Origin of the sequence: Nocardia cyriacigeorgica (assembly GCF_005863245.1) — a bacterium.
GTDB classification, from domain to species: domain Bacteria; phylum Actinomycetota; class Actinomycetes; order Mycobacteriales; family Mycobacteriaceae; genus Nocardia; species Nocardia cyriacigeorgica_C.
This window is the reverse complement of the sequence record NZ_VBUT01000004.1, coordinates 401,401-424,078: the sequence shown is the minus strand read 5'-3', so window position 1 is coordinate 424,078 and position 22,678 is coordinate 401,401. Positions and strand designations below refer to the sequence as shown.

Sequence of the window (22,678 nt, the reverse complement as noted above, 5' to 3'; positions counted from 1 at the left end):
TTCGCCACCGCGCCCGGTCACGAGAGGTAACCGGGCGCGGTGCTCGATGGTTCAGAACACAGCCGGATCAGACCACCGCTGGAGTGTCCGGGAACTCTTCGCGTTCCGGCAGCGAGTTGATCAGATCTTGCAGCGCGATCCGCAATCGGGCGTTGGTGCCGCTGCTGAACGAGGTCCACTTCACGCCGTCATCGGACACGCTCGCCGTCGCGATGAAACGACCTGCGCGCGTGTTGAATACCGCGATGTGGTTGTCGGCCATCTCGCGGGTGCCGTCGCCGTAGACGACGCCCACGATCTCGGCATGCGAATCCAGATGCACCAGTGCCGAGGCGAGCGTCTGCGCGTCCCGTGGCGGATTGCCGACCTTGGCGAGGCGGTTGGCGGTGGCCGTCGCATCACCGAGGTCGTTGAAGATCGGCTCCAATTGCTCTGTCGGGGCGTTCATCCCGGTGAGTTCGAGCGCCTCGGCGGGCCCGAGCGCGGCGAGCACCGGGCCGGGCAGATCCTCGTCGGCCTCGTCGATCACATAGGACTCGGGTCCGCGCAAGGCGACCGTCACCAGATCGTCGCCCTTGGCCAGGCACATCCGGCTCACCTGGCCGGAGACGACCAGCCGCAATGCGATGGCCCAGTGCGGGCGGTTGAGCGCGCGCAGCCGGTCGGCGAGATCCGGTTGGACCACCTCACCGTCGAGCAGATCCCGTTCGGTGAGCGACTGGGCGGCCGCGGCCATCGCCGCATCGTGCGCGGTCTCGTTGTCGTAGCGCCCGATCGCGTTCAATACGACCGGGACCTCGTCGATCTGCAAATGTTCCAGCAGGAACTGCATTTCGTCGAGCGACAGCGTGACGGCGCCGAGCGTCGCCGGACCGCGACCGGCACCCAGTACCGTCACTTGGCCGTCCCGGCGGGATCGGCGCCGATGACACCGTCGGCGGCGAGGCGGCCGTCGGAGAAGTGGTCGGCCCGCAGGTAATCCGCGCCGTTGTGCTCGGACTCGTCGTCCTCGCTGTTGGCCGCGCCGCGGCCGAGCAGCGGGCTGGCGGGCCCGGTGGAGGCGGGACGAATCGGCGCACCCTCGGTGCGTGCCACGGCGACCTCGGTGACCGGAGCAGCCGCACCGGCACCGCCGCTGACCGGCGGCGCGCCCCAACCCTCGGGCACCTTGAACGCGCTGTTGCCCGCGCCGAGCGAGGCGCCCATCCCGGCGGCGCGGGTGGAGGCGCCCGCCGCGGCCGCGGCGCCACCGGCGGCCATGCCGACCGGAGCCATCGAGGCAACCCCCGGCGCGCCCGAGCTGGTGGCGGCGGCGATCGCGTTGGCGCCGAGGTTGCCGACGGTGCTCACACCGCTGGTGGCGACCGAACCGGCCACGTTCGCGGCCTGGGTGACCGCGCTGCTGATGGCCGGGTTGTTCACCACCGCGCCCGCGGCGGCGAGCGCGGTCTGCACCGGGTCGCCGTTGCCGCTCTGGAAGGCCTGATCGGCGTTGGCAGCGGCTTCGGCGGAGCCGGCGCCGTTGGCGATCGGCGGCGGATTGATGAACTCACCGGGGGTGATCACGGTGGCGGTGGTGGCGGCCTCGTAGGTCTCCATCACCAGCGCGGCGCGAATGTCCATGGCGTGCTTGGCGACTTCGGCCGCCTCGAACGCGCCCGAGAGCGCACCGGCCGGGTTGGCCGAGGCGACAACCGCGGTATTGACCGCGGCGATCTCCGGCAGGCTCGGCATCGCCAGCGAGGCGACGGTGTAGGCGGTGGCGTTGGCGGCGGCCTTGCTGCCCATCGTCGCGGCCATCACGCCCTGCTGGCCCGCCCACGCGGTGAACCCGCCGAGCCGCGCCAGCGCGCCGATGCCGTTGACGCTCTGCAGGCCGAGGCCCAGTTCGGCCATCACCCGGGTGACGGTGGCGGTGGCGTCCACCCAGGCGCCGGTCAGCGTCCCCCATGCGGTGGCAGCGGCCGAGATCGGCACGGCGTGCGCGCCCGCGTTCAGCGAGACGGAGTTGAATTCGGCCATGCGGGGCAGCCAGAACACCCCGGTGATTCCTGCGGTCATACTTGATTTCTCCCCTTGTGTGAAGCTCGGAGCCGGATCGGCGGTCGGCTAGGCGACGATCGAGTTGAACGGTGCGCCGGTCAGCGTGACGATTCCGGCGGACATGGCGTCTTCGGCCATGTACTGCGCGAGCTGAGTGCGCAGGATCGCGGCAGCATGGTGCAGTTCGAGGATCGCCTGCGCGATGGACCGATCGTGCGTGATGGCCGCGTGATTGAAGTGGTTCGCCGCCAGCAGCGACACCTCCTCGGCGCCGGAGGGGAGGACATGCGTTGCCGGTCCGGCCACCGCGGCCACCCCGGCCAGACGGTCGGCGAGCAGATCCAGTTCGACAGCCGCGGCGAGGATGAGTTCGGGTGTGACGTGCACGTTGCCAATCATGTCTCGACTCCTTCTAGTGGTAGCTGTTCGGCGGAACCACGAGAATTCCCCCTACGAGTACATTGGACGCGACGTCACCACGTTCGGTTCCATCGAATCCAGAGTTCCTTCCGGTCTTAGCAGCCGGACGCGAACCCCCATCCACAGGTTCGCATACAGCTCGGGCTAAGACTAGCCCCATCCCAGCTGATGGAGCCGTTCTTCGTCAATCCCGAAATAGTGTGCTATCTCATGGATCACGGTGATCGCCACCTCTTCGACCACCTCTTCTTCGTCGCCGCATATCTCCAGCAGGGCGTCTCGATAGATGGTGACGGTGTCCGGCAGTGAGCCGCCGTAATGACTGTCGCGCTCGGTCAACGCGATTCCGTGATAGAGCCCGAGCAGATGTGGATCCTCCGCATTGCGTGCCTCGATCAGCACCACGACATTGTCGATGGCTCGGGCGAGTTCGGGCGGAATGAGATCGAGCGCATCGGCGACCAGCTCCTCGAAGCGGTCCTCGGACATCGAGACCGGCATGGACGTCGTCGCCCCGCCTATCGCGGCTGCGGCGGTAGCGGTGCGGCGCCCGGCAGCGGCGGCGGGGTGTAGCGGCCGTCGCTCGGCGGCGGCACCGGTGCCTGGCCGTTGATCAGGATGTCACCCTTCGCCGATCCGGTGATGGGTGCGAAGCCTTCGCGGTCGGCGCCCTTGCCGACCATGCAGTCGAGTTTGCGGCTGCCCGCCAGCCAGCTGCGCGCGTCGATGTAGTCGAAGAACAGGGTCAGTGTCTTGTTGCGCAGGACATCGGGGCCGCCGAGGTATTCGGTGGACAGCCGCGCGCACTCACCCTCGACGAACTTGTCCTGCTCTTCCTTCGGCGGCGGCGGGCCCTGGAAACGGCCGGCGAGATCGACGGTCGCCACGATCTCCACCGCGTGCGGCTGGGTGCAGTCGACCGGATCGGTGGGCAGGTTCTGGTTGATGCCGAGGCACACGCCCGGCGCGAACACCTTGGACTGGTCGTTGTCGAGCACGCTGCCGGTGGTCGGCAGCGGCGCGGAGGCGGCACCGGTCAGGCCCGCGGCCTGAAGTCCGCAGCGCAGCTTGCGATCTCCGGTCTTGGCCCAGCCCTCGGGGCTCGGATACATCAGGCCGACGACGAAACGTCCACGCGGATCGAACTTCCCGCCGAGATACTGCTGGGCCGCGGTGACGCAGTGTTCCTCTTTGAGCTCGGTGAATCGCAGCGAATCCGGGAAACGCGAACCGGGGCCGAACTCCTTGCCCGGATACTTGCTGAGATCGATATCGGCGGTGACCTCGAACAGATGCTTGTCCGCGCAGTCGACCTCGACCAGATCGGAGCGATCCGGCGCGTTCCAGCTGAGGCAGTCGCCGCGGGTGGCGGTGCCGAAGGTCTTCTCGGCGCCCGCGGGCACGGCGACGGCCGGGTTGTGCGCTTCCAGGCCGGAATCGTTCTCGAAACCGGTGACGAACAGCGTCACCATGGCCGCGGTCACCGCGCCGACGGCGACCGCGAGCAGACCCCAGCGCAGTTTCGGCGCAGACAACCGCAGCTTGCCTCCCGAGTCCGCGTCGGCCTGCTCGGCCGAGCCCGCGACCGTCGACCCGCGACCCTGCCGCGGTTTCGACCGGCCGAAGGCGGCGCCGCGCGGACGCCGGCCGGCGGAGCCGCGTGCGGGGCGGCCTGCGGCAGGCCGCGACGGATCACCGTCCCGAGCGGACTCGGGCACCGGCGGGGGCGTGTGCGCGTCATCGGAGGTCATCGCGATCCATCATGGCACGAGCGAGTCAGGGGCCGGAGGCGGAAGCTTGCGTAACCACGTAGGCCCCCTCGCTCGTGCCGAGTAGATACAGCAGTGTCGTGGGCCACCGTGCCATGAGGATGGTGGATATGCCCTCCGACCTGGCCGAGATGCCCTGCACCAGGACGACGGATCGGCCGAGTCGGGCGGTTCGGGCCCTCCTGACCGCGACGCCGTCACCGAAGAGGCAGCCGCCATCGGCACCGCGGACCGGGCGTATCGGCACCGTCGTGCCTACACCGAGGATTCGCGATGGGCCGGAGCCGGCTGCTCACCCCCGCAGGGCGGACGCGAACAACCCCGGCAGCCGCGCCGGATTCTTCCCCGCGTAGAACTCGGTGAGCTTGCGCCCGGTCGACGCCGCGGTGGTGTTGTCGACGAACCACGGCGGCTTGGGCGAGAGCGCCCACTCCGCGTGCAGCACCGAGCGCGGCGCCGGGCGGAACGGGCCGCGCACCACGGTGCGTTCGACGTCGTCGAGCAGCAGCGCGTTGTGCACGATGCCGATGCCGCTCTGGACGTCATCGAGGGTGTGGCCGGGGTAGGCGCCCCAGGAAGCGCGCGGGGTGAGGAACGCCAGCCCGGTCCAGGCGTTGATCGCGACGGTGCCGTAGCGCAACCGCTCCACCGCCCGCTCGAACGCGAGGCCGAGCCGTTTGATGGTGACCGGATGCGCGATGAGGTTCGCCCCGAGCGTGCCGGTGAGCTCGCTGTTGGCGAAGTCCACCGCGCGTTGCAGGAACTCACCGCCCGCTCCTGGCAGCTCGACCACGCCGAGCACCGGCGCGAAGTACTCGGTGCGCAGCAGTGCGGTGTCGGCGGTGGGCAGCTTTTCCACCAGCACCCGCCCGGAATCGGGGCCGAGCCTGCGGGCGTCCGGGTATGCGGCCAGCGCGTCCGCGACCCGCTTGTCGCTGCCCGGGTAGTACGGCGGACGCTGCGGCGCCTGCGCCATCGCCTCGCGCAGCGCGTCGAGGAACTGCTGCTTCTGCGGCCAGTCCGCGCTGAGCACCACCGTCTGCGCGGCCACACAGTTGTAGCCGCCGTTGTGCAGTCGCTGGGTCGCCACGTGCGCGGCCTGATAACGCAGATCGGCCTCGGACCATTCGCCGGGCACCACGATGGTCGGCGAGACGCCGCCGAGTTCACTGGTGATCGGCTTGTCCAGCAGCGGACGACGATCGTGGCGCCGTTCGATCGCATCCGGTCCGGTGCCCCACACGATCGCGTCGTGGGTCGCGGCGCTGCCCGTCATGTGCACGTGCGCGACCCCTGGATGACGCACCAGGTATCCGCCCGCGTCGGCACCGCCGGTGAGGATGCGCAGCACCCCGAGCTCCATCAGCGGGGCGAAGATCATCTCGAACACCGTGAACAACGGGTCGGTGATCGGATTCAGTTTCAGCGCGACCACCCGGTTGTTCGCGTACAGCTCGTACAGGGTGTCCAGCGGCGCGATCGACATGATGTTGCCCGCGCCGAGCACCACCCCGACCCCGCCGGTCGCCGCCGGTTCCTGCTGCGCGAGCCCGGCCTTGCGGCGCGCGGTCGCGGCATCGACGCCCGGACGCAGCCACACCTCCCCGGAGAACCCGCTGAGCAGCAGCTTGTCGTAGGCGTCGTAGGGCAGCACCGGCACCGCGAGCCGTCCGCCCGGGGCAGGGCGCAGATCGATGCCGTCGAGCGGGCTGCGCCCGGCCTCGAGCGCGCTCAGTGTTTCCGCGAGCGCGGTGGTGGCTTGCAGCAGCGTCAGCGGGCCCGACATCCACTCCTCGCCGACCAGCGGGGACTGCGGATCGAGCTGTTTGATGGTGCAGGCGGCGCGCACCCAGTCGGCGGCGAAGCGCGCGGTCCTGGCGTGGATCTGTTCGAGGAGTTCGCGGCGGCGACGCAGCGGAGTACCCGCCCACGCCTTCTCGCCTGCCGCCAGCTCGGCCAGTGCGTTGTCGATTGCGGTGTCGTCGAAAGTGGTGGCCACAGAACAACTATGCGCCTGTGTACCGATTCCGGCCGGGCGAATCCGGATCCGCCCGGGCCGGACCCTGCGCTGCCCGCGGTCGCGAACCGATATCCGATTACGCCGCGCACGTCCAGCCAACTAGGCTGGTCAGCCATGATCGACCTCCGATTCCTGCGCGAGCATCCCGACGTCGTCCGTGCCTCGCAGCGGGCGCGCGGTGAGGATCCCGCGCTGGTAGACGCGCTGCTCGAGGCCGACGCGGCGCGCCGGGCCGCGGTCGCCACCGCCGACAATCTGCGTGCCGAACACAAGGCGATGGGCAAGAAGATCGGCAAGGCGAGCAAGGAGGAGCGCCCGGCGCTGCTCGCGGAGGCGTCGGAGATGTCGGCGAAGGTCAAGGAGGCCGAGGCCGCCCAGCACGCCGCCGACGCCGACCTGGACGCCGCGCAGCGCGCCATCTCGAATGTGGTGCAGGAGGGCGCGCCCGCCGGCGGCGAGGACGATTACGTCCTGCTCGACACCATCGGCACCCCGCCCGAATTCGACTTCACCCCGAAGGATCACCTGGAGCTGGGCGAATCGCTCGGCCTGATCGACATGGAACGCGGCGCGAAGGTCTCCGGCGCCCGGTTCTACTTCCTCACCGGTTACGGTGCACTGCTGCAACTGGGCCTGTTGCAGCTGGCGGCCCAGCGCGCGGTCGCCAACGGCTTCACCATGATGATCCCGCCGGTGCTGGTGCGCCCGGAGATCATGGCGGGCACCGGATTCCTCGGTCAGCATTCGGCCGAGGTGTACCACCTGGCCGACGACGATCTGTACCTGGTCGGCACCTCGGAGGTGCCGCTGGCCGGCTACCACTCCGACGAGATCCTCGACCTCAGCGGCGGCCCCAAGCGGTACGCCGGCTGGTCGTCGTGCTTCCGCCGGGAAGCGGGCAGCTACGGCAAGGACACCCGCGGCATCATCCGGGTGCACCAGTTCGACAAGGTCGAGATGTTCGTCTACTGCAAGCCCGAGGACGCCGACGCCGAACATCAGCGGCTGCTGGCTTGGGAGCGCGAGATGCTGGCCGCCATCGAGGTGCCCTACCGCATCATCGACGTCGCCGCGGGCGATCTGGGCAGCTCGGCAGCGCGCAAGTTCGACTGCGAGGCGTGGGTGCCGAGCCAGCAGACCTACCGCGAGCTCACCTCCACCTCGAACTGCACCACCTTCCAGGCCCGCAGGCTCTCGGTGCGCTATCGCGACGAGAACGGTAAACCGCAGATCGCCGCGACCCTCAACGGCACCCTGGCCACCACCCGGTGGATCGTGGCGCTGCTGGAGAACCACCAGCAGGCCGACGGGTCGGTGCGGGTGCCGCAGGCGCTGGTGCCGTTCGTCGGCACCGAAGTGTTGACGGCGCCGAAGTAGCGCCGTGTACGGCCCGATACGCCTGGGCGAGGATGGGTGCGATGTCCGATTCGCGTGATGTGGCAACCGGGGGGTTTGGTGTTGTCTAGGCTGTCTTTCGTGCGAGGAATCGGGTCTCGCGGCGATACCCGAACCCGGGTGCGGGCCGCGTCTGCGTTGGCGACGGCCATGGTCATGTCCAGGACCACCGGGGCCTTCTATGTCATGGGTGGCGCGCTCGGGCTGATCATCACGGCCGTCGCGCCCGGCGACGAGGGCAACCGGCCGCTGGTCGGTACCGCCGCCGCGGTGGCGTTGCTGCTGGGCATCAGCCTGCTCGGCTGGGGTCCGCGGCTGCCGCACACCATCCACCACGGCTACGTCGCCATCGCGACGATCCTGGTCACCATCGCCGTGTACGCCTTCCCGAACACCGTCGGCTCGATCACGCTGGCCTCGTTCTATGTGTTCGTCGCCTGCGATGCCGCATTGTTCTTCGTCTGGCCGCTGGCCATGGCGCATATCGCGTTCGCGATGGCGGCGTGCCTGTGGGTGCTGCCCACCCGCGAGGGACTGCCGTGGTGGTCGGGGCTGATCCCGGCCGGGGTGACCTTCGGGGTCGGCGTCGTCGTCGGGATCCTCACCAGGATGGCGTCCGAGGCCGATATCGACGTGCTCACCGGGCTGCTGAACCGGCGCGGCTTCGACCGGGCGCTCAACACCGCCATCGAGAACGCCACCCGCTCCGAGGAGGGGCTGGCGCTGGTGCTGGTCGACCTCGACCGGTTCCAGAAGGTCAACGATCATCTCGGGCACCGCGCCGGTGACGCCGTGCTGCAACGGGTGGCCGATACCTGGTCCAAGCTGCTCACGCCCGAACAGCGGCTGGCCCGCTACGGCGGCGACGTGTTCGCGCTGCTGCTGCCCGGCACCACCGAACAGGCCGCGATCCTGCTGACCGAACAGCTGCGCGCCGCCGTCACCACCGGTTGCTCGGCCGGTGTGACGTCGTGGCAGCCGGGCGAATCCGGGTCGCTGCTGGTCAGCCGTGCCGATGTGGGCCTGTATCGGGCCAAGCAAGCGGGCCGGAACCGGACGGTGCTGGAATCGTCGCGGCAGTTGCCGCTGGCAGTGGAGCTGCGCGAAGCCATCGACCGCGGCGCTCTCGACGTGCACTACCAGCCGATCGTCAGCCTGAGCGAGGGCGGCGGCAAGGCCGTCGGGGTGGAGGCGCTGCTGCGCTGGTCGTCGAGCGCGCAACCGGACGTCACCACCGAGGGCCTGATCCGGGTGGCCGAGGAATACGACCTCATCTCCGACCTCGACGAGCTGGTGCTGCGCCGGGCCTGCGCCGACGCGGCGCGGTTGCAGGAAACCTTCGCCCAGCTCGATCTCACGCTCAACGTCAACGTCAGCGGGCTGGAGCTGGCCGAATCCGGCTACGCCGACCGGGTCACCGGGATCCTGGAGAGCACCGGCTGGCCCGCCGATCAGCTGGTGCTGGAGGTGACCGAAAGCGAGCTGGCCGCCGAATCGCAGACCGCCATCGCGAATCTGCACACCCTGCGTGACCGTGGGGTGCGCATCGCCATCGACGACTTCGGCACCGGCTACTCCTCGCTGAGCCGGCTGGCCACCCTGCCGAGCGACATCATCAAGGTCGATCAGTCGTTCGTGGCCGCGATCCGCTCCGACTCGCCCGCCCCGCCGCTGCTCGGCGTGATCGCGGCGCTGAGCAAATCGCTGGACCTGCAGGTCATCGCCGAGGGCGTGGAAACCGAGTACCAGGCGGCCGTGCTCACCGAACTCGGTTTCGCGCTGGCACAGGGCTACCACTACAGCGATTCGCATCCGGTCGCCGAACTCATCAGCGATCTGAACCAGAACCAGGGCCGGGTCGGTCCGGGCGCGGACGCCGATCGCAACGGCTGGGTTCCGCTCGGCTGAAAATCCCTTGACCGGGGTCGTCGGCTGCGGCGATGCTGGTGACATGCGTTTACTCGTCTACGGCTGTTGATTCGGCCCCGGCAGGCCTGCCGAACCGATCGGCATGCGTGCGCTGACCGTACGGGCGGTGCTGTTCGCCGGTCTCGGTGATTTCTTCCCGCTCTATGCCATCTATGCCCTGCTGTTCGCCGACCACGGCCTGAACGCCGGGCAGATCTCGTCGCTGTTCGCGCTATGGTCCGCGACGGCGTTCCTGCTCGAAGTGCCCTCGGGCGCGTGGGCAGACACGGTGTCGCGCCGGGGACTGCTCGTGCTGAGCGGTGTGCTGCTCACCCTCGGTTTCACCCTGTGGACGGTGCTGCCCAGCTACCTCGGCTTCGCCGCCGGATTCGTGGTGTGGGGCGTATCCGGCGCGCTGCGGTCGGGGACCTTCGAGGCGCTGCTCTACGACGAACTCAGCCTGCGCGGCGAACCCTCGGCGTTCCCGCGGATCCTCGGCTACACCAGGGCGGGCACCGAAATCGCGGTGCTGATCGCCATCCTCGCCGCGACCCCGCTGTATCTGATCGGCGGTTATCCGTTGATCGGCTGGGTGAGCGTGGCGATGGCGGCCGCGCACACCGTCGTCGCGCTGAGCCTACCCGGGGCGCCCAAGGCGGTGTCAGCGGCGGAGGTGGAGGAGATCGAGGGGGACCCGACCGGCGCATCGAAAGCATCCATCGACGTGGCGGCCGAGACGATCACCGCCGCGCCGCCGTCGGCTGCTGGTTCGGACCCTTCTGGGGTGCCGAAGCCTTCCGTGATGCCGGGGGCGTCTGGGGCGTCGAGTGCTTCCACGCCGCCGGACTCGTCTGTGGCGCTCGACCCGTCTGTTACGCCGGGTCCTTCTGTGGCGTCGAGTCGTTCCGTGGCGGCGGATCCGGCTCGAGCGCCGAGCCCCTCCGCGGCGCCGGACTCGTCTGTGGCACCGGATTCATCCGCGGCCGCGAGTTCTTCTGTTACGCCGGGGCCGTCCGCCGGGCCGATCACGCGCTACCTTTCCATGCTGCGCTCAGGGCTGGCCGAGGCGACGCGGGTCAGGACCGTGCGCAATGGTGTGGTGCTCGGTGCGCTGCTCTACGGCATTACTGCCTTCGACGAGTATTTCGCGCTGGTCGCGGGGGAGGCCGGGGTCGCGACGGCGGTCGTCCCGGTGCTGGTGGCGATCACGGTGGTCGGTTCGCTGATCGGTTCGGTGACGGCGGGGCGGACCGAGACGATGCGGGCCCGCACCATGGGTATCGCCGTCGCGGTCGCGGGCGTGCTGTTCATCGCCGGTGCCGTGGTGGTCGGGCTGGCGACACGCTGGCCTGCGGCGATGTACGTCCTCGCCGGGTCGGGGTTCGTGGCGCTCGGCGTGTCCTACGGCGTGATCTACAACGCCGGCGTGGTCGCGGCCGCCCGATTGCAGGACGCCATCGAAGGCCCGGCGCGGGCGACGGTGACCTCCGTGTCCGGCCTGCTGTCGGAGGTCGTCTCGCTCGCGGCCTTCGGCTTCGTCGCCCTGGTGACGGTGTGGTTGTCGATGTCGGCCACCGTCGCGCTGATCGGCCTCGGCGTGCTCGCGATCGCCGCGGTGACACCGGCCTGGCTGCCGCGCCGGCCCGCGCCGTCGAGCAGCTCCACCGATCGCGGCGGATGATGGCAGGCGACTCGCACCCGCTTCGCCCGCGAGGGGTGCGCATGCCTGCCTGTCGGCAGCCGGGGCAGGTTCCTCCTGGTCGGTGGCAGGCAGGCGAGCCGGTGTGCTCGACGTGCGATGTGATCGTGTAGCGCCGGGCGGCGGCTGCATGGTGTAGCTCCTGCACGGGGATAGGGTGACGCGGTGGTGCACAGGCGGCTGGGGCTCGGGCTCGGGATGTCCATCGGGGCCGGGGTCGCGGTGCAGGCCAGGATCAATGGGGCGCTGGGCGAGCGGTTGCACGACGGGATCGCGGCCGCGGTGGTCAGTTTCGGCACCGGACTGCTGGTGCTGGCGGTGGCGTTCGCGTGTTCGCGGACCTTGCGTGACGGTCTCGGCAAGGTGCGCCGGGCGGTGGCGGCGGGGGAGCTGCGGCCCTGGCAGCTGCTCGGCGGGTTGTGCGGTGCGGCGTTCGTGGCGAGTCAGGGTCTCACCATCACCGCGCTCGGCGTCACCGCGTTCACCGTGGCCGTGGTGGCGGGGCAGCTGCTGAGCAGTCTGGTGGTGGATCGGCTGGGGTTGGCGCCGAACGGTCGCACCCCGGTGACGTTGCGCCGAGTCGGCGCCGCGGCACTCGGTGTCTTCGCCGTCGCGCTCGCCGGGTTCGGCAGCTCCGAGGTCAGCGGCGCACTGTCCGCGCCGGCCGGCATCGCCGAGGTCCCGCCCGCGATCCTCATCCTCGTTCCCGCTCTCGCCGGCATCGGCCTGGCCTGGCAGCAGGCGGTGAACGGTCGCGTCGGCGCGGTCGGCGGCCCGTTCCCCGCCACCGGCATCAACTTCGCCGTCGGCCTGCTCGGATTGCTCGCCGTCGAAGCCGTGGTGGTCGCAGGCGCAGGCCCACCAAACGAATTCCCCACCGACCCATGGCTTTACCTCGGCGGCGTCATCGGCGTGGTCTTCATCGCCCTCGCCGTCCTGGTCGTCCGCTGGATCGGCGTCCTACTTCTGGGCCTCACCTCGGTAGCAGGCCAACTCCTGGCCTCAGTGGCCCTCGACGTCGCCATCCCGACCGGCGCGGGCCTCTCGATCACCGCCCTCATCGGCTGCGCCCTCACCCTGCTCGCAGTCCTCCTGGCGACAGGAGTTCCTCCGGGCAGTACCACCGGCGCACGGGGCTCAGCCCAACCACAGGACACGGAGTAGATGAACCTCTCGCCGATCCTCCACGACGAGGTAGACCAGCTGCCCGGCACCTTCGGGTCCGAATATCCATCGCCGGACGGCGCCATCGGGGTTGCCGCGGTGCTGCGGTTCGCCGCCCCACGGATCCAGCTCTAGGACCGTCAGTATTTCGGAGTACGGAAGGAGCGCTTCTATCGGCAGCGCTGCGACCTGGTCGATCGTCGCGGCATCGGGGACGATCCGGTACACCTATTGGCCCAGCTTCTGCCGGATCACGGCGCGCATCTCCTCGATCGTGGCGGCATCGGGGTTGACGCCGGTCCGTTGAATCTGTTCAGCCTTTGCTTGCAGGCGGAAGTAGCTGCCCGGCTCTACCAGCTCGTCGTGGGCTATGTGGCGCCATTTGTCCAGCATCGCCCTGATACCGGTGAGCTCTTTGTTCTCCTTGGCCTGCTCGAGCACGAGTTCCCATTCGGAGTCGAAGATCGCGCGCAGGGTCGGCGTCAGGACCGCGCGGATGGTCACCGGGTCTGCGGTGAGGGGCGGGCCCGCAGGATCCGGTGCCGGTGCGGGAGAAGCCATACCGACACGATACCCGGCCCGGCGCTGTCGGCCCCGGACTCGACGAGTCCCAGCTCAGCCCAGCTTGCGGGAGCGCAGTTCGTGGCCCTTCGAGGTCTTGCAGCGGCCGGATTCCAGGTCCCACTGCCAGCCGTGCAGGTTGCAGGTGAGGGTGTTGCCTTCGACGACGCCGAACTTGGACAGGTCGGCCTTGAGGTGGGGGCAGCGGCGTTGGACTTCCCAGCCGTCGAGTTCGGTGGAGGCGGAGTCGTCGTGGGCCTCGGCGAACCAGCCGTCGGCGTAGGCGATGCGCTCATCGGTGAGGCATTTGAAGAAGGTGTAGAGGAATTCGTTGTAGCCGCCGATGCGCCAGGCCTGGAAGCGGGTGGACAGGAAGATGGTGTTCACCCAGTCCGGCTCGTTGTCGCGCAGCACGGTGCGCACCAGCTCGGGGGCGATGCGGAAACCGTAGCGGTACTTGCCCTCGCCTTCGATCGGGCCGCGGACCAGGCGCTTCGGGAAGTCGAGCACCACGGTTTCGTCGCCGATCACCAGGCCGACGGGGTAGCCGATGCCGTCGCAGATCAGGTCGCTCTGCGCCATGATCGGCTCGAGCAGCGCCTTCAGCGGTTCCAGCAGCGGGCCGTCGCCGGTGGCCCACGAGGCCTTCTCGGCCGCGAGCACCGGCGCCATCCGCTGAGCCATCTTCTCGATGTAGGCGGCCTTGTCGTCGTAGATCTCGGCCGGGTCGAACGGGTGGGTGAGCTCCAGTTCGGCGCCGCGCACATCGGCGACCGATCCCGGGATCATCAGCACGCCGCCGGCGTTGCCGTGGATCCGCATCTGCTCCAGGAACACCATCTGATCAGGGAAGATGTTGCCCTCGTCGCCGCGGTCGTCGTTGAGGTAGCGCAGCTCGTCGTCGAGGAAGACCGGCGGCCCGGCCGAGGGCACCACCCAGGTCGCGCCGACCTGTTCGATGTAGCTGCGGGCCCGGTCCATCCCGCGCTGACGCTTCTGCTTGCCGAAGTTCGACTTGGTGCGGCTGGGGATGTCGTAGACCATCGGGTACCAGATCGCGCCCGAGTACTGCAGCAGATGGATGTCGACGTGCCCGAACGCGTCGTGCAGCACGTCCATGTCGACCGGCCGGGCGTCGTTCATGTTGAAGCAGGTGGTCTCGCCGTCGGAGACGACCAGCCCGGAGTCGCCGATGGGCCCGTCGGCGGGGGCGCGCAACGCGATGATCATGATGTCGAGCTCGCCGCCGGGGCCGGTCACCGTGTGCTTGACCGAATCCTCGGTCTCGAAGAACTTGTGGAAGCCCAGCTTCTCCAGCTCACGGCGCAGATCCGGCACCGGGTAGTCCGGCAGCAGGACGGTGGCGTCCTTGTTGACGTGCTCGGCCAGGTTCTTGGCGTCGAAGTGGTCGCGGTGCAGATGCGAGACGTAGAGGAAGTCGCAATTGCCCAGGGCGTCCCAGTCGAGCTGGGAGTTGTCCGGGAACGGGAACCAGGACCCGAAGTAGGCGGGGTTCACCCAGGGGTCGCAGAGAATCGATCCGGCCGTCGTCTGGATATGGAAACCCGCATGTCCGACGCTGGTGATCTGCACGAGCTTGTTCCTCCTGAACCGCGGTGTTTCCGAACTGTCAGCCGGTCGTCCAGGGTAGTCGCTACGGCGAGACGTCCCCGATGCAGTAGCCGTCGGTTCCCTCACGCAAGGTGAAGGTCTTGGTCTGGGTCACACCCGAGGAGTTCGTCACCGGCACCTGAACCGACACATATCCGGCACGCAGCGCCTGCGAGCTGATCTGCTGATCGGCGAAGGCGGTGGTGCCGGTGAGCCGGCCGGGGTTGTTGGCCAGCGGCGCCGGAATCGGGTTGCCCGTGCCCTGCGGATCCCAGGCGGCCGGGTTCGCCTTGCAGATCAGCGGGTGGGTGCCTTCCTGGTCGGACGGGTCGAGTGGTTGTCCGGTGAGCCGGGCCAGGTAGCGGCGCACGGTGTGGCGGGCGTCGGCGTCGTCGTAGCCGGGTTCGGCGCCCGCGGGGAAGACCCGGGGGCAGGCGTAACCGGAGGCGACGGCCGCCCGGTCGACGGTGACGGTGGTGCCGGCGTTGCGCCAGGTGATGACGTCATCGGTGACGGTGCCCGGCCGGGCCAGCGCGGCCAGCACCGGCTGCGGATCGGCGTACATATCGGCGACGGTGAGCGGCGGCAGCGTCCAGCAGGTGGTCTGGAGCTGGGCGATGGTCTTGTTCTCCAGGTCGACGGCCCAGCGCCGCACCGCGGGCGCCGCCTCGGGGACACCGGGCACGGCGCCGACCGGGGGCGCGTCGGCGGGGATCGGGGGTGCGGCCGGGGTGGTCGTGGAGGGCTGAGCCGGAATCGCCGCGGGTGGCGTGGTGGCGGTGACGGAGCTGCCGTCGGCGGGATCGTCACCGGGGATGCCCGACGCCGAATCGCATCCGGCGAGCACGGCTGCGCAGGCGATGGCAGCGGCTACGAAAGCGGCTCGAGGTGAGCGGGTGTGCTGCGATTCGGGCTCGGCGCGGTCCACTTCGGAGATCACCTTTCCTCGTGCGTGACTGGGGTCGATCACCCTGTGCCTACGGCGCGCAATACCGCCGCACTGCCGGATCGGCCGGGCAGCGACTACGCTAGCGGAATTGTGGAACCCGTCTACCGGACGATCATCGGCCTGGCCCGTACCGTCTTCTTCGTTGAAGGTCTGAAGTTCACCGTCACCGGCGATGAACACATCCCTGCGTCCGGTGGTGCCGTCCTGGCGGTGAACCACACCGGATACATGGATTTCACCTATGCCGGACTGCCGGTGCGCACGCCGAAGCGCTATATCCGGTTCATGGCCAAGAAAGAGGTCTTCGACAACAAGATCTCCGGCCCGATCATGCGGGCGCTGAAGCATATTCCGGTCGATCGGTCCGCCGGCGCCGATTCCTACAAGGCCGCCGTCGACTATCTGCGGCGCGGTGAGCTGGTCGGGGTGTACCCGGAGGCGACGATCAGCCGCAGCTTCGAGATCAAGGAATTCAAATCCGGCGCCGCCCGCATGGCGATCGAGGCCGATGTGCCGATCATTCCGATCGTCATCTGGGGCGCCCAGCGGGTGTGGACCAAGGGTTTCCCGAAGCGGCTGGGCCGCACCAACACCCCGATCTCCATCGCCGTCGGCGAACCCATTCAGCCCTACGAGCCCGCCGCCGACCTCACCGCGCAGCTGCGCTCCACCATGCAGCGCATGCTGCTCGAGGTGCAGCGCGATTACCAGCACGAACCCGGCGCCTACTGGGTTCCGGCGCGGCTGGGCGGCAGCGCGCCGACGCTGGAGGAGGCCGACGCGATGGACGCCGCCGAGGCCGCGGAGAAGGCCGCCGCGCGGGCCGCACGCAAGAACGCCGCACAGCAGTAGGCCGACCACAGGGGGTTGCCGGATGGCTCGCGAACCGGTCTACGACATCCTCACCGGTTTGGTGCGCACAGTGCTCTGGGCGCAGGGTCTGCGGATCGATATCCGCGGCCAGGAGCTGTTTCCGCGCACCGGCGGCGGTGTGGTCGCTGTAAACCACACCGCCTACCTCGACTTCATGGAAGTCGGTCTGGTCGGCCGCAATTCGGGCCGCAATGTGCGGTACATGATGAAAGCCGAACTCGAACACGGGATCGTCGGCTTCCTCATGAAGCATTGCAAGGCGATCGGCGTCGACCGGTCCGCCGGTGCCGAATCCTTCACCCGCGCAGTCGATGCGCTGCGCGCGGGCGAACTGGTGGTCGTCTATCCCGAGGCCACCATCAGCCGCAGCTTCGAGTTGAAGGAATTCAAATCCGGCGCCGCCCGTATGGCGCTGGAAGCCGATGTGCCGATCATTCCGCTCGCCATCTGGGGCGCCCAGCGCATCTGGACCAAGGATATTCCGAAACGCCTGGGCCGCAATAACTTCCCGATCAATATCCGGATCGGACCGCCGATCCCGCCGATGGGCACACCCGACGAACTGACCGCCCGGCTGCGGACGGAATTGGGTGCTCAGCTCGCCGCGGCGCAGGACGGGTACCCGGCTCCGGCAGGCGCGCCCTGGGTGCCGGCCCGGCTCGGCGGCGGTGCGCCGACCGTGGAGCGCGCTGCGGAACTCGAGCGCGCCGAGCTGGCCGCGCGCCGAGCCAAGCGTGAGGCGGCACAACGGCCGCACCGAGATCCGGCACCTGAACGCGAGTAAGCACAGTCTGTCCGCTGCCGCAGCAGGCGACGCCGTGGCCGCAGTCGGTGAGCATTGCGCCCACCGGACACGGATACCGGTGCCGTAGCCCGGGTCGCCGGGCCGCTGTGCCCCGCCACCGGTTGAACCTGGTGCGATGCTCGGCGGGGGTGGTTGTCGGCGGTGGGAAACACCTGGTGACTAGCCGGTTTGGCACCCGGCGCCGCTTCCGGCTAAAGTTTGGCGTCGCACGATGGCGGATCACCGCCGACGCGGCGACAGGCGGATGTAGCGCAGCTGGTAGCGCATCACCTTGCCAAGGTGAGGGTCGCGGGTTCGAATCCCGTCATCCGCTCAAAAGAAAACGGGCGGGACGGCCGATAAGCCGTCCCGCCCGTTTTCTGTGTTCGTTACTGCGCGGTGGAGCGGAAATTACGCAACCGCAGGCTGTTGCTCACCACGAACACCGAGGAGAACGCCATCGCGGCCCCGGCCAGCATCGGGTTCAGCAGGCCCGCCATGGCCAGCGGGATCGCGGCCACGTTGTAGGCGAAGGCCCAGAACAGGTTGCCCTTGATGGTGGCAAGGGTGCGCCGGGACAGCCGGATCGCATCGGCGGCCGCGCGCAGATCGCCACGCACCAGCGTCAGGTCACTGGCCTCGATCGCCACATCTGTGCCGGTGCCCATCGCCAGACCGAGATCGGCCTGGGCCAGCGCGGCCGCATCGTTGACGCCGTCGCCGACCATCGCGACAACCTTGCCCTCGGCCTGCAACCGCTTGACGGTCTCGACCTTGTCCTGCGGCAGCACCTCCGCGATCACCTCGTCGATGCCGACCTGATCGCCGATCGCGCGGGCCGCGGCGGCATTGTCGCCGGTCAGCATGATCGGGGTCAGGCCGAGCGAGCGCAGCTGGGTGATGGCCTCGGCCGAGGTCGGCTTCACCGCATCGGCCACCACGAGCACCCCGCGCGCCTTACCGTCCCAGCCGATCGCGACCGCGGTCTTGCCCTCGGCCTCGGCGGCCGCCATGGCGCGTTCGAGGTCGGCGTCGAGCTGCTGCGACCAGTCGGCCAGCAGCCGGGCCCGGCCGACGATCACCGCGTGACCGTCCACCACACCCTGCACGCCGAGGCCCTCGATATTGGCGAAGTCCTCCACCGGCTTCAGCTCGCCCAGCTTCTCCCTGGCGCCCTTGGCGATGGCCTGGGCGATCGGGTGCTCGGAGGAATCCTCCAGCGCGCCGGCCAGTGCCAGCACCTCGTCGGCGGCTTCACCGTCGGCGGCGACCACGTCGAGCAGGGTCATCTTGCCGGTGGTGACGGTGCCGGTCTTGTCCAGCACCACCGTGTCGACCCGGCGGGTCGATTCGAGCACCTCGGGGCCCTTGATGAGGATGCCGAGCTGGGCGCCGCGCCCGGTGCCGACCATCAGCGCGGTCGGCGTGGCCAGGCCGAGGGCGCACGGGCAGGCGATGATCAGCACGGCCACCGCCGCGGTGAAGGCCGCCGCGATCGCGCCGCCGGTGCCGAGCCAGAAGCCGAGGGTGGCCACCGACAGGGCGATGACGATCGGCACGAAGATGCCCGAGATCTTGTCCGCCAGCCGCTGGGCCTGCGCCTTACCGGTCTGCGCGTCCTCCACCAGCTTCGCCATCTGCGCGAGCTGGGTATCGGAGCCGATGCGGGTGGCGCGCACCACGATCCGCCCGCCGACGTTGACGGTCGCGCCGACCACAGCATCGTCGGTGCCGACCTCGACCGGCACCGATTCACCGGTCAGCATGGACGCGTCCACCGCCGAGGAACCCTCGACGATCACGCCATCGGTAGCGATCTTCTCACCGGGCCGCACCACGAACCGGTCACCGACGGCCAACTGCTCCACCGGAATCCGCTGCTCCGAGCCGCCACGCAGGACCGAAACCTCCTTCGCCCCGAGCTCGAGCAGCGCGCGCAAGGCGGCACCGGCCCGCCGCTTGGACCTGGCCTCGAAGAACCGCCCGGCCAGGATGAACGTGGTCACGCCCGCCGCGGCCTCGAGGTAGATGCTGCCGGACCCGTCCATCCTGGAGATGGTGAATTCGAACGGGTGCGTCATCCCCGGCGTGCCCGCGGTACCCCAGAACAGTGCGTAGATCGACCAGCCGAACGCGGCCAGCGTGCCGATCGACACCAGCGTGTCCATGGTGGCGGTGGCGTGGCGCAGGTTGGTCCAGGCCGCCTTGTGGAACGGCAGCGCGCCCCACACCACGACCGGCGCGGCCAGCGTCAGCGACAGCCACTGCCAGTTGGTGAACTGTAGGGCCGGGATCATCGCCATGGCGATCACCGGGACGGTCAGCACCAGCGAGACCAGCAGCCGGGTCCGCAGCGAGGCGGTCGGATCCTCCTCGACCGGTTCGGCGGCGGCCGCCTCGACCTTCGGCGCGGGTAGGGCCGCGGTGTAGCCGGCCTGTTCGACGGTGGCGATCAGCTCGTCGGGGGAGATGTCGCCGGTGAAGTCGACGCGGGCCTTCTCGGTCGCGTAGTTCACCGTGGCCGTGACGCCGTCGAGCTTGTTCAGCTTCTTCTCGATGCGGTTGGCGCAAGACGCGCAGGTCATGCCACCGATCACCAATTCGACCTGCCCGGTGGCGGGTGGTTGTGTCGCGGTGGTCATGGGTCGCTCCGTTTCTGTGGTGCTCAGTAATTGTCGCTCGGTGCGGGGTCGGCGGGGTTCGGGGGCCGGATCAGTGGCCGTGACCGGGCTGTTCGGCACCGTGGCCCGCTGCGGGTGCGGGGGTTGTCGAAGCCGGGCCCGCGGTCGCGGTGAACTCGGCGGTCCGGACGACGCCCTCGTGCTGGAAGTCCAGGAACAGCCGGTAGTCGCCGGTGGTCGGGGCCGTCACATAGAAGGTGATGCCGGGGCCGGCCGCGGTGACGCCGTCGCCGGGCTCGCCCTCGGGGTGGACGTGCAGGTAGGCGAGGTCGGAGGCGCGCAGGGCGACCAGGTGACCGTAGGCACCCAGGTAGGGCTGGAGGTCGGTGACGGGCTGTCCGTTGCGGCTCACCGACAGGGTCACCTTGGAGGCTTGGCCGGGTGTGATCACGCCGTCCAGCGTGACGGTGTAGTCGCCGACGGTGGTGCTGGTCGCCGGGGCGGGCAGCGGTTGCGCGTCGTATTGGCCCGCGACCCGCAGATCGGCGCCGAGGGTCAAGGCCTCGCCGCCTTCCGGGGTGAAATCGGCGTAGACGCGGTAGTCGCCGGCCCGGGAGAGGTTCAGCGCGACACTCCAGGTGCCGTTCGCGTCGAGGACCGGGTGTACGTGCTGGAACGCGGCCATATCGCGGCGGACCACGATCAGGTGCAGGTCCTTGTCGTGCGAGCGGACGTAGTGGGTGACGGGTGCGCCGGTGTGGTCCAGGATGCGGAACCGCAGCTGGGCGTCGGCGGATGTGGTGGTCGTCGCGTTGTCCAGGGCCAGCGTGTAGCCGGCTTCGGTCGCGACCAACCCGCCTGGCAGCTCCGCGGATCCGGATCCGCCGGTGGTGGCGGATCCGGCCGCGTGGGTGTCGTGCCCGGCCGGTTCGGAAGGTTCCGGACCGATCGCGGCGCCGACACCGAGAGCGATCCCGAAGACCGCCGCGAGGCCGAGGGCGAATCCGGCGAACTTGGTGGTTGTGTTCATCGGGAGGCTCCGTCTTTCTGCTGAGTTGGTGCTGTGGATTGCTGTGGATGGATTCAGTCGGCCAGTTGGAAACCGGCCGCGGCGACGGCCTGCGCCAGCGCCTGCCGTTCGACGGGTGCGCCGTCGACGGTGACCGTGCCGCTGTCCAGGTCGACGGCGACATCGGTGACGCCGGGCAGGGCGCCGACCTTGTCGCGGACCTTGTTGACGCAGCAGCCGCAGGTCATACCGGTGACGGTCGCGGTGGTGGTGCTCATCGAGTTGCTCTCCTTCTCGGTGACGGACTGTCCGTCGAACTTGATAACTACCATACCCCCCTAGGGTAACTTGTCAATCCCGCACAGCGGCTCCCTCCGCTGCGGGCGAGCGCATCGTGACAGCGGCAATTCCTGCGCCGGCCAGGGCGATGACGGCGGCGCCGAGGAAGGCCGCGGAGAAGCCATTGGTCAGTTCCGTCAGGTCACCGAGCTGATCGGCGCCGAACGCGGCGGCGACGGCGGTCATCGCGGCCAGGCCGATGGCCGAGCCCACCTGGTAGCTGACGTTGACGATGCCCGAGGTCAGCCCGCCCTCTTCGGGACGCGCAGCCGAGATGGCGGTACCCAACGAGGGTATGAACGCCAGCGACATGCCGCCCGCGGCCACCAGCGACGCCGGCAGCACATCGACCCAGAAATTGCCGGTCGGCCGCACCAGCGACATGATCGCCAGGCCGACGCCGAGAATCAGCAGGCCGGACACGATCATCGGCTTGGCGCCGAAGCGTTGCATCGCGCGTGGTGCGATCACGATCATTCCGAGCATGATCAGCGTCGTCATCGGCAGCAGCGCCGCGCCCGACGGGAAGGCGCTGTAGCCGAGTACCTGCTGTAGGTAGAGGTTCAGGAAGAACCACATCGGCACCCACGCCGCTCCCAGCAGCAACTGCGCGATATTCGCGGCGGCCAGGTTCGGTGCGCGGAAGATGCCGAGACGCATCAGTGGCTCATTGCTGCGCGACTGGAGGTAGACGAAGCCCGCCAGCAGCGCGGCAGCTACCGCGAGAACGCCCCAGGTCTGCCCCGAGGCCCAGCCGACCTCCGGCGCCTGCACGATCGCATAGACCGCTGCGGCCAGGCCCGCCGTGACGGTGACCGCGCCGAGCACATCCACCGAACCCGAACGCGCGGGCGCGGCGGGCATGAGCAGCGGGACGGCGATCAGCGCGAGGACCGCGATCGGGACGTTGATGTAGAAAACCCAAGGCCAGCTGATGTATTCGGTGATCACACCGCCGAGGAACACGCCTGCCGTGCCACCGGCCGGTGCCGCCGCGCCGTAGACGGCCAGCGCCTTGGTGAGCTCCTGCGGTGACGATCCGAACAGCATCATCAGCAGCGTCAGGGCCGAGGGTGCGATGAGCGCCGCGCCGCCGCCCTGAATGGCCCGGCCCGCCAGCTCGGTCGCCACATTGCCGGCGGCGCCCGCGACCACCGATCCGGCCAGCAGCACCACCCAGCCCGCGGCGAATACCCGGCGTGCGCCGAGCAGATCCGAGAGCCTGCCGCCCAGCAGCAGCAAACCGCCGAACGCGATCACGTAGGCGTTGAACACCCAGGTCAGATTCTCCTGGGAGAACCCGAGCTCGGCCTGCATCTTCGGCAGCGCGATCCCGATGATCGAGGTGTCCATGATGACCATGAACTGCGCCGCGGCGATCACCGCCAGCGCCCACCACCGTTTCGTGGTGGATCTGGTCTGCGTAGTCATGAGAAGTCCCTTCCTTCCGGAAGCCGTATCGGCTGCGCAGTACCATACCCCCCTAAGGTATCTATCCGTCAAGATCGGGACG

The 22,678-nt window shown here is 69.2% G+C and carries 20 protein-coding genes and 1 tRNA gene; 8 read left to right on the top strand and 13 right to left on the bottom strand.

Annotation, left to right across the window (positions count from 1 at the left end; genetic code table 11):
* Positions 1-67 precede the first annotated feature (67 nt).
* The 6 genes from FEK34_RS11865 to FEK34_RS11840 all read right to left on the bottom strand — a co-directional run bounded on the left by FEK34_RS11865 (position 68) and on the right by FEK34_RS11840 (position 6,231).
* Positions 68-898, bottom strand: coding sequence for an ESX secretion-associated protein EspG (locus tag FEK34_RS11865; RefSeq protein ID WP_138447882.1), 831 nt, complete (start codon positions 896-898; stop codon positions 68-70).
* The gene (locus FEK34_RS11860; protein WP_138447881.1) at positions 895-2,061 is read right to left on the bottom strand and encodes a PPE domain-containing protein; all 1,167 of its coding nucleotides are present in this window, start codon (positions 2,059-2,061) and stop codon (positions 895-897) included. Before FEK34_RS11860 ends, FEK34_RS11865 begins: the two co-directional genes overlap by 4 nt.
* Before the next feature lie 48 nt (positions 2,062-2,109).
* Positions 2,110-2,442 (bottom strand): PE family protein, encoded by a 333-nt coding sequence (locus tag FEK34_RS11855; protein ID WP_138447880.1) that lies wholly within the window; start codon positions 2,440-2,442, stop codon positions 2,110-2,112.
* Between the two features lie 171 nt (positions 2,443-2,613).
* Positions 2,614-2,964 (bottom strand): metallopeptidase family protein, encoded by a 351-nt coding sequence (locus tag FEK34_RS11850; RefSeq protein ID WP_138447879.1) that lies wholly within the window; start codon positions 2,962-2,964, stop codon positions 2,614-2,616.
* A gap of 17 nt (positions 2,965-2,981) precedes the next feature.
* Positions 2,982-4,214 carry a septum formation family protein gene (locus FEK34_RS11845; protein WP_171048160.1) on the bottom strand — a complete coding sequence of 411 codons (1,233 nt, stop codon included), beginning with the start codon at positions 4,212-4,214 and terminating at the stop codon, positions 2,982-2,984.
* Between the two features lie 310 nt (positions 4,215-4,524).
* Complete coding sequence (locus tag FEK34_RS11840) at positions 4,525-6,231, bottom strand: aldehyde dehydrogenase family protein (protein ID WP_138447878.1); 1,707 nt, start codon at positions 6,229-6,231, stop codon at positions 4,525-4,527.
* A 135-nt stretch (positions 6,232-6,366) separates the two neighbouring features.
* Here FEK34_RS11840 and serS point away from each other — a divergent pair, with 135 nt between their 5' ends.
* The 5 genes from serS (at position 6,367) to FEK34_RS31135 (ending at position 12,553) form a co-directional block, all read left to right on the top strand.
* Positions 6,367-7,629: a serine--tRNA ligase gene (gene serS / locus FEK34_RS11835; protein ID WP_138447877.1), complete on the top strand. Its 1,263-nt coding sequence runs from the start codon at positions 6,367-6,369 to the stop codon at positions 7,627-7,629.
* A 174-nt stretch (positions 7,630-7,803) separates the two neighbouring features.
* Positions 7,804-9,555, top strand: a complete 1,752-nt coding sequence (locus FEK34_RS11830; protein ID WP_249357789.1) for a putative bifunctional diguanylate cyclase/phosphodiesterase — start codon at positions 7,804-7,806, stop codon at positions 9,553-9,555.
* Positions 9,556-9,658: 103 nt separating this feature from the next.
* Positions 9,659-11,236: an MFS transporter gene (locus tag FEK34_RS29955; RefSeq protein WP_171048158.1), complete on the top strand. Its 1,578-nt coding sequence runs from the start codon at positions 9,659-9,661 to the stop codon at positions 11,234-11,236.
* 183 nt (positions 11,237-11,419) lie between these two features.
* Positions 11,420-12,418 (top strand): DMT family transporter, encoded by a 999-nt coding sequence (locus tag FEK34_RS11820; protein WP_171048156.1) that lies wholly within the window; start codon positions 11,420-11,422, stop codon positions 12,416-12,418.
* Entirely contained in the window at positions 12,419-12,553 is a 135-nt protein-coding gene (locus FEK34_RS31135) for a hypothetical protein (protein WP_283206593.1), read from the top strand.
* Between the two features lie 93 nt (positions 12,554-12,646).
* On the opposite strand, the gene FEK34_RS11810 is transcribed toward FEK34_RS31135, so the two are convergent.
* The 3 genes from FEK34_RS11810 to FEK34_RS11800 form a co-directional block, all read right to left on the bottom strand.
* Entirely contained in the window at positions 12,647-12,979 is a 333-nt protein-coding gene (locus tag FEK34_RS11810) for a DUF6247 family protein (RefSeq protein WP_138447874.1), read from the bottom strand.
* A gap of 54 nt (positions 12,980-13,033) precedes the next feature.
* Positions 13,034-14,572, bottom strand: a complete 1,539-nt coding sequence (locus FEK34_RS11805; protein WP_138447873.1) for a Rieske 2Fe-2S domain-containing protein — start codon at positions 14,570-14,572, stop codon at positions 13,034-13,036.
* A gap of 61 nt (positions 14,573-14,633) precedes the next feature.
* Positions 14,634-15,530: a hypothetical protein gene (locus FEK34_RS11800; protein WP_249359015.1), complete on the bottom strand. Its 897-nt coding sequence runs from the start codon at positions 15,528-15,530 to the stop codon at positions 14,634-14,636.
* A gap of 99 nt (positions 15,531-15,629) precedes the next feature.
* Between FEK34_RS11800 and FEK34_RS11795 the strand changes: the two genes are divergently transcribed.
* The 3 genes from FEK34_RS11795 to FEK34_RS11785 all read left to right on the top strand — a co-directional run bounded on the left by FEK34_RS11795 (position 15,630) and on the right by FEK34_RS11785 (position 17,530).
* Complete coding sequence (locus FEK34_RS11795) at positions 15,630-16,391, top strand: lysophospholipid acyltransferase family protein (protein WP_138447872.1); 762 nt, start codon at positions 15,630-15,632, stop codon at positions 16,389-16,391.
* 22 nt (positions 16,392-16,413) lie between these two features.
* The gene (locus FEK34_RS11790; protein ID WP_138447871.1) at positions 16,414-17,196 is read left to right on the top strand and encodes a lysophospholipid acyltransferase family protein; all 783 of its coding nucleotides are present in this window, start codon (positions 16,414-16,416) and stop codon (positions 17,194-17,196) included.
* Positions 17,197-17,457: 261 nt separating this feature from the next.
* Positions 17,458-17,530, top strand: a tRNA-Gly gene (locus FEK34_RS11785).
* A gap of 55 nt (positions 17,531-17,585) precedes the next feature.
* On the opposite strand, the gene FEK34_RS11780 is transcribed toward FEK34_RS11785, so the two are convergent.
* The 4 genes from FEK34_RS11780 to FEK34_RS11765 form a co-directional block, all read right to left on the bottom strand.
* Entirely contained in the window at positions 17,586-19,838 is a 2,253-nt protein-coding gene (locus FEK34_RS11780) for a heavy metal translocating P-type ATPase (RefSeq protein ID WP_138447870.1), read from the bottom strand.
* Positions 19,839-19,908: 70 nt separating this feature from the next.
* Positions 19,909-20,847, bottom strand: a complete 939-nt coding sequence (locus FEK34_RS11775) for a hypothetical protein (RefSeq protein ID WP_138447869.1) — start codon at positions 20,845-20,847, stop codon at positions 19,909-19,911.
* A gap of 53 nt (positions 20,848-20,900) precedes the next feature.
* Positions 20,901-21,104, bottom strand: a complete 204-nt coding sequence (locus tag FEK34_RS11770; protein WP_138448132.1) for a heavy-metal-associated domain-containing protein — start codon at positions 21,102-21,104, stop codon at positions 20,901-20,903.
* 73 nt (positions 21,105-21,177) lie between these two features.
* Positions 21,178-22,596, bottom strand: a complete 1,419-nt coding sequence (locus FEK34_RS11765) for an MFS transporter (RefSeq protein WP_138447868.1) — start codon at positions 22,594-22,596, stop codon at positions 21,178-21,180.
* Positions 22,597-22,678: the final 82 nt, after the last annotated feature.